The organism is Streptomyces sp. NPDC005151, assembly GCF_053599875.1.
Genome location: NZ_JBSFYR010000162.1, coordinates 1 through 8,648 on the forward strand (window position 1 = coordinate 1; position 8,648 = coordinate 8,648).

7 protein-coding genes and 2 pseudogenes are annotated in these 8,648 nt (G+C 68.2%); 1 reads left to right on the forward strand and 8 read right to left on the reverse strand.

Annotation, left to right across the window (positions count from 1 at the left end):
- Window positions 1-321: 321 nt before the first annotated feature.
- The 6 genes and pseudogenes from ACWD6R_RS38570 to ACWD6R_RS38595 all read right to left on the reverse strand — a co-directional run bounded on the left by ACWD6R_RS38570 (window position 322) and on the right by ACWD6R_RS38595 (window position 6,092).
- Complete coding sequence (locus ACWD6R_RS38570) at window positions 322-1,038, reverse strand: IS6 family transposase (protein WP_451823028.1); 717 nt, start codon at window positions 1,036-1,038, stop codon at window positions 322-324.
- Between the two features lie 53 nt (window positions 1,039-1,091).
- On the reverse strand, window positions 1,092-1,352 hold the full coding sequence (locus ACWD6R_RS38575) for a transposase (protein WP_451823022.1): 261 nt from the start codon (window positions 1,350-1,352) through the stop codon (window positions 1,092-1,094).
- A gap of 173 nt (window positions 1,353-1,525) precedes the next feature.
- Window positions 1,526-2,350 carry a nuclear transport factor 2 family protein gene (locus ACWD6R_RS38580; RefSeq protein ID WP_451823023.1) on the reverse strand — a complete coding sequence of 275 codons (825 nt, stop codon included), beginning with the start codon at window positions 2,348-2,350 and terminating at the stop codon, window positions 1,526-1,528.
- A 637-nt stretch (window positions 2,351-2,987) separates the two neighbouring features.
- Window positions 2,988-3,233, reverse strand: a pseudogene (locus ACWD6R_RS38585) (HAD-IC family P-type ATPase); the annotation flags it as partial.
- 272 nt (window positions 3,234-3,505) lie between these two features.
- Window positions 3,506-4,930, reverse strand: coding sequence for a purine-cytosine permease family protein (locus ACWD6R_RS38590; protein ID WP_451823024.1), 1,425 nt, complete (start codon window positions 4,928-4,930; stop codon window positions 3,506-3,508).
- Between the two features lies 1 nt (window position 4,931).
- On the reverse strand, window positions 4,932-6,092 hold the full coding sequence (locus ACWD6R_RS38595) for a serine hydrolase domain-containing protein (protein WP_451823025.1): 1,161 nt from the start codon (window positions 6,090-6,092) through the stop codon (window positions 4,932-4,934).
- An 83-nt stretch (window positions 6,093-6,175) separates the two neighbouring features.
- Between ACWD6R_RS38595 and ACWD6R_RS38600 the strand changes: the two genes are divergently transcribed.
- Entirely contained in the window at window positions 6,176-7,072 is an 897-nt protein-coding gene (locus ACWD6R_RS38600; RefSeq protein ID WP_451823026.1) for a LysR family transcriptional regulator, read from the forward strand.
- A gap of 143 nt (window positions 7,073-7,215) precedes the next feature.
- Here ACWD6R_RS38600 and ACWD6R_RS38605 read toward each other — a convergent pair whose 3' ends face one another.
- Both ACWD6R_RS38605 and ACWD6R_RS38610 read right to left on the reverse strand, forming a co-directional pair.
- Window positions 7,216-7,344 (reverse strand): hypothetical protein, encoded by a 129-nt coding sequence (locus ACWD6R_RS38605; protein ID WP_451823027.1) that lies wholly within the window; start codon window positions 7,342-7,344, stop codon window positions 7,216-7,218.
- 28 nt (window positions 7,345-7,372) lie between these two features.
- Window positions 7,373-8,549: pseudogene (locus ACWD6R_RS38610) on the reverse strand (ABC transporter transmembrane domain-containing protein); the annotation flags it as partial.
- Window positions 8,550-8,648 lie beyond the last annotated feature (99 nt).

Here is an 8,648-nt window from a genome sequence, read left to right on the forward strand (position 1 = left end):
GCCCGTCGAGTACGAGACCAACCACTACATGGAATCCACGAAACCCCAGGTCACAACCACCATCTGAGATCTCTACCGAACCCGGGGCGGTTCAGTGTGCGCGCTTTCCAAGGCCACGGCCATCTGTACCTGGGTTTCCTGGTCCAGGCCGTCCAAGGCGGCGATCTCGCCACACGCTCGTTTCACCATGACCACGGATTCCACTTTCCGCGCGCCAGCCAGACGGCGCAGCAGGACCTTGAACGGCGTTGTCAACTTGTCCGGGGCTTGTCTGGCTGAGGACGCGTCGGGTCGTGGTGAGGCCGGGTGTCGGCCCTGCGCTCAGGCCGTGGCGGACACGCCGGTGATCTGGCTCCAGACGCTGAAGCGTTCGCTCATCGTGGTGCGGTACTGGCTGGCGGTGAGGCGGTGGCGGCCGGGTCGGAAGTGCGGTGATATCGCGCTGAACGCGGACAGGAACCTCTGTGCCCCGCCCGGGGAGCGGAAGCCTTTCATGGCGCGTTCGCGTTGCCTCGTTGGCTGGTGGGAGTTCTCCGCCCGGTTGTTGAGGTACTTCGATTGGCGGTGCTCGACGGAGTGCATCAACTGTCGGTGGGCCACGCCGTAGGAGCGGAGCTTGTCGGTCACCAGCACCCGCGGTACATGACGTTGTTTCTTCATCAGCTTGGCCATGAACCGCTTCGCGGCCTTCGCGTCCCGCCGGGACTGCATCAGGATGTCCAGGACGTTTCCGTCCTGGTCGACCGCCCGCCACAGGTACCGCCACTCGCCGTTGATCTTGGTGTAGACCTCGTCCAGGTGCCATTTATCCCCAGCCTGCGGCTTGTGGCGCCGCAGTTGGCGGGCGTACTCGGGACCGAACTTCACACACCACTGCCGGACGGTCTCGTGGGAGACGATAATCCCCCGGGCGAGCATCAGCTCCTCGACCTCGCGGTAGCTGAGGGGGAAGCGGTGGTAGAGCCACACGCAGTGGGCGATGATCTCCGCCGGGTAACGGAACCCCTTGTACGACGGCGGCGACACGTCCACGAACAGACCCCTCCCGACGAACCACCAACCCCAAGATCATCCCACCCGCCGGGCAACCCTCAGCCAAGTTGACAGTGCCGTTCCCGGTCCTGCTTGCGCAGTCGCTGGAGTTCTTCCCGCTCGGCTGTGGTCAGCGCGCCGACGGGCCCCTCGCCCCGGTCGATCTTCGCCTGCTTCACCCAGCCTCGCAGGCCCTCGGTACTGACACCCAGCTCCCGGGCCACATCGGCCACCGTCCGCCCGGAGGAACGGACCAAGTCGACCGCGTCCTTCTTGTACTCGTCCGTATACCGCTTGCTCGTATTGCTCTTCTTACTCACTACCTGGACTGCTTCCTCCGAGACCCATACATCCCAGTATCAACCTGTCCAGATCAGAGGGGGAACTTCAGGTCGCGTCACACCCACAAGACAGAACACACCCATCCGCAAAAGCCCAGAGCCCGCGTCAGCAAGCTGTCACAGCCTCATGAACGATCGAAGCTAGCCCTGGGTCAGGCCCTGGCGATATTCCTGCCCGGCATCGGCTCCGCGAGTGCTGTCCGCCATTCAGGCGCGCCGAAGGCGTCCGCGAAGTACTGCGTCTCGTGCACCACATGCCCGTGGGCAAATTCCATGATGCTCACTGAGTAGGTGGGCACCCCGTCGTACGTGATGACACACTCGCTCACCCACAGATCCCCGCTGCCCACGATCCGGTGGACGGTGAAGTGCCGACTGGCAGGGTGCCCACCCCGTTGCGCCGAAATCGTCGCGCGGCCCCGGAATCGTTCACCTGACTGTGCGTAGTCGAGGATCGCGTCCGCAGCGTAGATGGCGTGCTCGGCTTCGGTATCCCCACGTTCCGACGCCCGCCAGTGTTCCTCGAGTGCGGCCCTGGTCCGGATGTCAGCATCCATCGCACTGTCCCCTCTGCAGGCGGCCGGAGCGATCCGGGGACCTGGGAACGCTTCAAGGCTTCCCCCAGGATGCCGGGCCGTTGAACGTAATGGGCAACGGTGACAGCGTAGATCGCCAAGGCAGCGACTCAGCTTTAGGACACTGCGGATCAAGATCGGACAACTCATGATGCGTGGAAATCCTTGGTGCCCAGGCCGGCGACGGGATCGTCGGTGGTCACGGTTTTGAGCGGTCGGTGACCGCGGCACCGGTCCGGTGGCCAGCCAGTGCAGGCGTGAGGACTTCAGCTTCGGGTCGAAGACCAGCAGCCCGTCCAGGCCGCGGGCGCGTTCGTCGGTCAGCAGGTGGGCCACGCGGGCATGGGTCTCCCGCTCGGCAGCCTGGCGGGCGGTACCGACCTTCTCCAGCAGCGTCACCACGCCGGGCCTTCGCCGAGCGCAGGTACTCGCAGTCGGCAGTTCTACGACACTTCGATGCTCTGCGGGACAGGCGCGCCAGCAGCTGGCCCGCGCCAACGGCAACGTAGAGCACGACCAAAACCCCGAATGCGAGGTCGAGCCAGTCATAGGCCGCGCCCGCCCAGAGCGAGGCCCACGCCCTGCGCCCCGCGATGGATCCGGCAACCACCAGCAGCACCGACGTCACTGCATACAGCGCCCGCGCAGTGCTGGGCCGCCGCTCCTTGAGCAGCTCGCCCCCCGCACCGAGCGCTACCAGCGCGGCGAAGGCGTCGTGCGGCTCCAGATGCCCCGACCCGATCGCGTCCACGATGTTGATCAGGACGCCGATCGAACCGACGACCAGGGCGCCCTGGGATATACGGCGGCTCATCAGCCCTCGCTTGCAGTCAGACTTCGGTGGCGGCAGATCAATCTTCGCAGTCACAGGTGACAAGGTGTCCTGTGCCAGCAGGCCTTGACCTTGCCACCCAAGGTTGACCGCCCTTCACGTCCCCCGCTTCACGTTCAATACCCGACTGGCGCCGCGCCGCGGGGTCTCGGGCATGTGTTTCTGCTGTACCGCGGTGAGGGCGCGGACGACGAAGACTCCAGCCACGGCTGCGCCGATGGCGACGGCGAGGGCCTCGATGTCGTCGCGGACGAGGGTCACGTCGGCGGCGCCGATGGCGACGTCGGTTCCGGTGCCCATCGCGATGCCGAGGTCGGCGCCGGCGAGCGCCGCCGCGTCGTTGACCCCGTCGCCGACCACGGCGACCCGCAGCCCCTTCCCCCGCAGTGCGCGTACGAGTTCCGCCTTCCGCTCGGGGGTGCAGCGGGCGTGCACCTCGTCGATGCCGAGCGCCGAGACCGTCCAGCTCCTCGAGCTGTTTCTCCATCGCGAGCGCCGCGCCCGCGCGGCCCGGGAGGCGATCACCGTCGATGGGGACACCGTCAAGATCGGCCCCTGGTTCGCCAAGATGCGCACCAAGCACCGCGCCGGCAGCTCGACCCTGAGCATGAACGCCTCGTCGCCGCCCTCTTCGACGGCGACTGGACCGCCAAGGACCCTGCCCCCGCCTTCGCCTGACCTCGCCGGCGAGCATCCCAGTCGCGGCTTGCGCAGACCTTGGACGCTCAGTCGACCGAAAGCGGCGCGTCAGAGCCGGGTGCCGATGCTCGCGCGCCGACGGGTTGCGCGACCTCTCGGGTACGCCGCGTATAGGCCAGGTACAGCACCGTCGCCACCAGCAGGCCGACGATCCAGGAGATGTCGGCGCCGCCCAGGTGGTCGACCAGCGGCTCGGTGTAGAGGCTGCTGCTGATGAAGGGGATCTGCGCCGCAATGGCGACCAGGTAGACAAGGACGGCCGGCCAGTTCACCAAGCCGTACTCGCCCCGAGGCCGGAAGAGCTCGCCGACGTCGTAGTGGCCGCGCCGTACGACGTAGTAGTCGGTGAGGTTGATGGCGGTCCACGGCACCAGCAGGTACAGCAGGAACAACGTGATGTTCTGGACAGTGCTCAGGATGTGACCGCTTGCCATCAGAGTGGCTGCGATCGTGAGCGTGGCGCTCACCACGATGAAGACGGCGCGCACCAGCGGCGTCGCCGAGCCGTGGCCCTTGGCCGAGAAGGCGCTGATCGCGGTGAGGTACATACCGTAGTAGCCGTACACGCCGGCAGGGACGATGCCGATGACGATGGCGAGCAGGATGGCCGAGCTCAGCGCCGGGATCTGCTGGCTGAGCATGCCGATGGCATCGTCGCCCACCGCCTCGGCGCTGATCGTGGCGGCGAACGCGCCGAGGATCATCACCCACGAGGAGCCGAGTGCCGAGCCGGCGTAGGTCCACAGGAACGTGGTCCGCGACGGGGTGTCCTCGGGGAGGTAGCGAGAGTAGTCCGAGACGTACGGCGCCCAGGTCAGCTGCCACGAGACGAAGATCGACATGACGAGCAGGACGGTGCCGAACGACGGAGCCGGGCCGCTCGGGAGGTGCTCCGGCAAGTGACAGGCCAACGCGATCGTGAGGGCGAGGAACAGCAGCCCCGAGACCACGCTGACCACCCGGGTCGACAGGTGGATGACCTTGTACCCGACGATCGCGATGACCGCCGGGACCGCGCCCTGGATGATCACCGACCAGGTGAACGAGATGTGGGCCCAGTTCGCGAAGGCCTGCCCGGTGATGACGCCACCCTCGATGCCGAATCCGACGTACATGCACAGGACGATCACGACCGGCAGCAGCGTGCCGAGGAATCCGAACTGCGCACGGCTCTGGATCATCTGCGGCACACCCAGACGGGGACCCTGGATCGAGTGGTAGGCCATGAACACGGCACCGACGAGGTTGCCGATCAGGATGGCGGCGATGGCCCAGGGAAGGTCGAGTCCGAGGGTGACCGCCAGGACGCCGGTGACGAACCCGGTGATCTGCACGTTGCTGGAGAACCAGACCGTGAACAGGTGCCACGGCTTGCCGTAGCGCTCCTCGGGCGGGACGTAGTCGATCGAGTGCTGCTCGATCGACTCGCCGTGTGATCGGTTGCGGCCCATCTCATGCCTCCTGCGGGGTCAGGGCGGCCGCACGGGCGATGGCGCCCAGCGCGTCCAGGTGAGCAGGGGTGTCGGCGACCGGCTGGTCGGTGGCGGAGAACTTCGCGATGACGACGTCGGTCTGCGGGTCGAGCCAGAGGTACTGGCCGAAGATGCCGACACCGTAGAAGGACCCGTGGTCGTCGCCCGGGATCCACCACTGGTTCTTGTAGGTGCCACCCGCCGCCGAGTCGGACTCGGCCGTGGTCGCGAAGTGCCCTCCGCGGCGCGTCCGCGCGATCCAGTCAGCCGGCACCACTGGTGTGCCCTCGCGCCACCCGTCGTCGAGAACCAGGCGCCCGAATCGCGCGAGATCGCGCAGTCGCATCCCCATCCCGGCACACGCATAGGGCGTTCCGTGGTCGTCGACCGTGACGAAGGCGTCGTCCTCGGCGCCGATCCACGACCAGAGATGTCGCCGCATCAGCTCGCCGTAGCCCGCGCCGCCGGCGCGTTCGAGCACCCACGCGAGGACGTCGGTGGTCCCCGAGCAGTACTGGAAGTCGGCGCCGTGCCGGCCGGCACCGCGCAACTGGGCCAGGAACGGCCGGGTGCCGACCACGTCCTCGGGCTGCCGCGGCCGCCATCCGGCAGCGCGGTCGCCCGCGTGAACCTCGGCGGTGGGCTCCAGGTACGACATGTCGTAGTACGGCGCCGCGGTCATGTCGAGCAGCTGCCCCACGGTGGCGCCGGCGTAGGAACCCGCCGCCAGCTCCGGGACGTACGTCGGGACGGTCGCCTCGAGGTCGAGGAGGTCGGCGGCGGCCAGCACCCCGGCCAGCATGCCGGCGAACGACTTCGAGATGGACATCACGATGTGGCGAGACGCGGAGGTGAACCCACCGAAGTAGCGCTCTCCGAGGATCGTGTCGCCGCGCAGCACGAGGATGCTGTCGGTGTGCGTGCGAGCGAGGAACTCCTCTGCGCTGATCGGCCGCCCTTCGGGGCCCGGCACGGTCAGAAGGTCCCAGTCCAAGGGCTCACTCGCGGGCACCAGCATGCGTACCGGCGCCTCACCGCGAGCAATGGTCGTGCAGGGGACCACATCCTCGACCCGGTGCAGACCGAGTCGGTGGTGAGGTGGGGTGAGCCAGTTGCCGGACGAGACGTCGGAGGAGGTCATGGAGGAGATGGTGATCCCGGCCACCTACTCCTGTCCAAGACCTAACTACTACCCATCATGATGCCGTTTCGGCATGATGAGGCATGGAGCTACGCCACCTTCGGTGCTTTCTGACTGTCGCGCAACTCGGTACCGTCACGGCCGCCGCCGACCAGCTGCACATCGCTCAGCCCGCGGTGTCCCGCCAGATCCAGCGCCTGGAGCGCGACCTCGGCGTCACGCTCTTCCGCCGCAACGGCCATCGGCTGTCCCTCACCGACGCGGGCCGCCACACGCTCGACGTGGCGCACGACCTGCTCACCCGGGCCGACCGGCTGACGACGGTCGCGGGACAGCTGGCCGACGGACAGCTGACCCGGATCTCCTGCGTGGCCGCCCCCACCACGCTGGACTACGTCCTCGCTCCGTTCGTCGCCACCCTCGACGACGACGACCCGTTCATCGCCGTCGTCTCGGTCCTCGGCGACGAGGTGCACGAGGCGGTCGCAGCCGGGCACGACTTCGGCATCGCCGCGAACGTGCCCCCCGCGGGCGGCCTTGCCTGGCAACGCCTCACCCGCGTGCCGCTCCACGCCTATGTCAACCCGGGCCACCCCTGGGCCCGCAACACCAGCGTCACGCTGGACGAGCTGATGGAGCAGCCTCTCCTCCTTCCGGGCCGAACGGACCCGACGCGCACTGTTCTCGACGCAGCTGTCATCGCGGCCCGACTCCGGTATCAACGCCACACCGAGGTCCCGTGGGAGCAGATGCGCCACGCCCTGGCGGCAGGGCGGCGTGGCGTCGCGATCGGGACCGAGTTGCCGCGGTTCGGCACCCGTCCCCTGCTCGTCCTCGACACCGATGGCGCTCCCGTCCAGCTCCCCATCCACGCATGCTGGAGCCCCGACCACTACGCGGCCACCGCGCTTGAGCAGTTGGCCACGCGACTCGGCAACTTTGCCGAGCAGGTCGTCCGCCCCGAGGCCGAAGCGATCTGAGGCGCAGGGAGCTGCCGGAAAATAACTTCGGGTTTCAGTCGGTCTTACCGATGAGGTTGGCCAGGTCTGTCCCCAAAGACAGCATGGACAAGATCTATCCAGCTGAAGGACGGCCCAGGAGGTGGCGTCGTCGCCCCGCCTGCTCACCGGTCGGCCGCCGCCTGCTGCTCGCGGTCGGCGAGCCAAGCGGGGTGCTGGCAGTAGACGGCCAGGGAGCGCTCGAGGTCCAGGCACACCTCGCCGGGCTCGGTGGCGACTGCCGGATCCGTCACGTAGCCGGCCGGGGGCCGCCAGCCGCAGTCCGTACCGCTCCGCCTGGCGTTGGGCGAGCTCGCGCACGCGGGGCCACTCGGAGGTGTCGCCCAGGTCGCAGTGCACCACGATGACCTTGTCCGTGCAGCCGGCCGGGGCGCGCAGCCCGGCCACCGGGTCGTACAGATCGCCGCTCGGGAATCTCGGCGCTGTCCAGGGTGTCGGTCGTGGTGCGCTCCAGCGACAGCACCCGGGCCGTCCGCTTCGCGGAGGGCCGGGAGAAGGAGTACACCATGGCGATCTCCTCGAAGTGCCGCAGGGAAAAGTCATCAGGGGCACCGCGGAGTAGACGGTGACGAGTTCACCGATGGAGATCCGGCCGTCGAGGGCGAGCCTCGCGCCGTACCCGACCACGGTGATCAGCAGCCCCGGCAGCAGCACCTGGACCGCGGAGATCAGCGACCACATCCGGGCGCTGCGGACGGCCGCCTTGCGCACCTCCTGGGAGGCCTGCCGGTAGCGGCCGAGGAACAGCTCCTCGCCGCCGATGCCGCGCAGCACGCGCAGGCCGGCGACGGCATCGGAGGTCAGTTCGGTGGCGCGGCCCGCCTTTTCGCGCTGGATGTCGGCGCGCCGGGTGGCCCGGGGCAGCAGCGGCAGTACGGCGAGGGCCAACAGGGGCACGCCGCCGGCGACCACCGCACCCATCGCGGGCTGGTACACGACCAGCGCGACGCAGACCAGGACGAGGGCGGTCGCGGCGGCGGCGGTGAAAGCGCGACAGTGCTTCGACGAACCAGCCGATCTTCTCGACGTCGCCGGTGGAGACCGCGACCACCTCGCACGCGGCGACCCTCCGGGTGAGTACCGAGCCGAGTTCGGCGGTCTTACGGGCCAGCAGGTGCTGGACCCGGGCGGCCGCCGTGATCCAGTTGGTGATGGCGGTGCGGTGCAGCAGGGTGTCGCCGACGGCGATGGCGGCGCCGAACAGCAGGATCAGCCCGCCCGCGAGCGCCAGCCTGCTGCCGGAGCGGTCCACGACGGCCTGCACGGCGACGCCCACGGCGAGCGGCAGGCCGGCGATTCCGCACTGGTGCACCAGCCCCCAGCCGAGTGACTTCAGCTGGCCGCCGAGCTGTTGCCGGGCAAGCCACAGCAGAAAGCGGCGGCCTGACCGTACGTCGGGATCGCCGGGATCGGAAAACGGAAGATCGCGAATCTGTATGACGTCCCACGGATCGCTGAGGGGGTGGCGAGTGGCTCAAACCGTGCAAGGTTCGCGTTCCGCCGGCAGTCGCGGCAATTGATTTTTACGCATGAGGGT